Annotated in this window: 1 pseudogene; it reads left to right on the top strand. The window is 55.0% G+C overall.

Features of this window, described 5'->3' with window-relative positions:
• A pseudogene (locus VI25_RS22405) lies at positions 1–549 on the top strand (penicillin-binding protein); the annotation flags it as partial.

Here is a 549-nt window from a genome sequence, read left to right as displayed (position 1 = left end):
CGCCCAGGCCGCCGCAGAGCAAGCCAAGCCCATTGTGCTGCAATACCAGGTAGAAAAGCACGTCGATGGCCCAGAGAACTACTTCCGTGGGGCCGTGAGCCAGCGGGTGAATGAGTGGTGCCGGCAAAATGGCTACGACATGTACCGCGACGGCCTTCGCATTTACACGACTATCGATTCGCGCATGCAGCAGTACGCCGAGGAGGCAGTGCAGAAGAAAATGAAAACCCTGCAGCGTTCCTTTGACAACTTCTGGCGCAACCGGGACCAAAATCCGTGGGTTGATGAAAAGGGCAATGAAATTCCTGATTTTATTGAAACGCAAATGAAGCGCACCGAACAGTACAAGGCGCTAGCCGCGCAGTACGAGGGGCGCCCCGACTTGCTGGAAGAGGCTTTGAATCGGAAACGGCCTGTAAAGGTGTTCACTTGGAAAGGCGACGGCGACACTACACTGCTCATGTCGCCGCTCGATTCGCTGGCGTACTACAAGCACTTTCTGCATGCCGGTATGATGACAATGGATCCTTTCACTGGCCAAATCAAGGC

Origin of the sequence: Hymenobacter sp. AT01-02 (assembly GCF_000961955.2) — a bacterium.
In the GTDB taxonomy this organism is placed as follows: domain Bacteria; phylum Bacteroidota; class Bacteroidia; order Cytophagales; family Hymenobacteraceae; genus Hymenobacter; species Hymenobacter mucosus.
The sequence above is the reverse complement of the archived record's forward strand: the minus strand, read 5'-3'. Positions and strand labels throughout refer to the sequence as shown.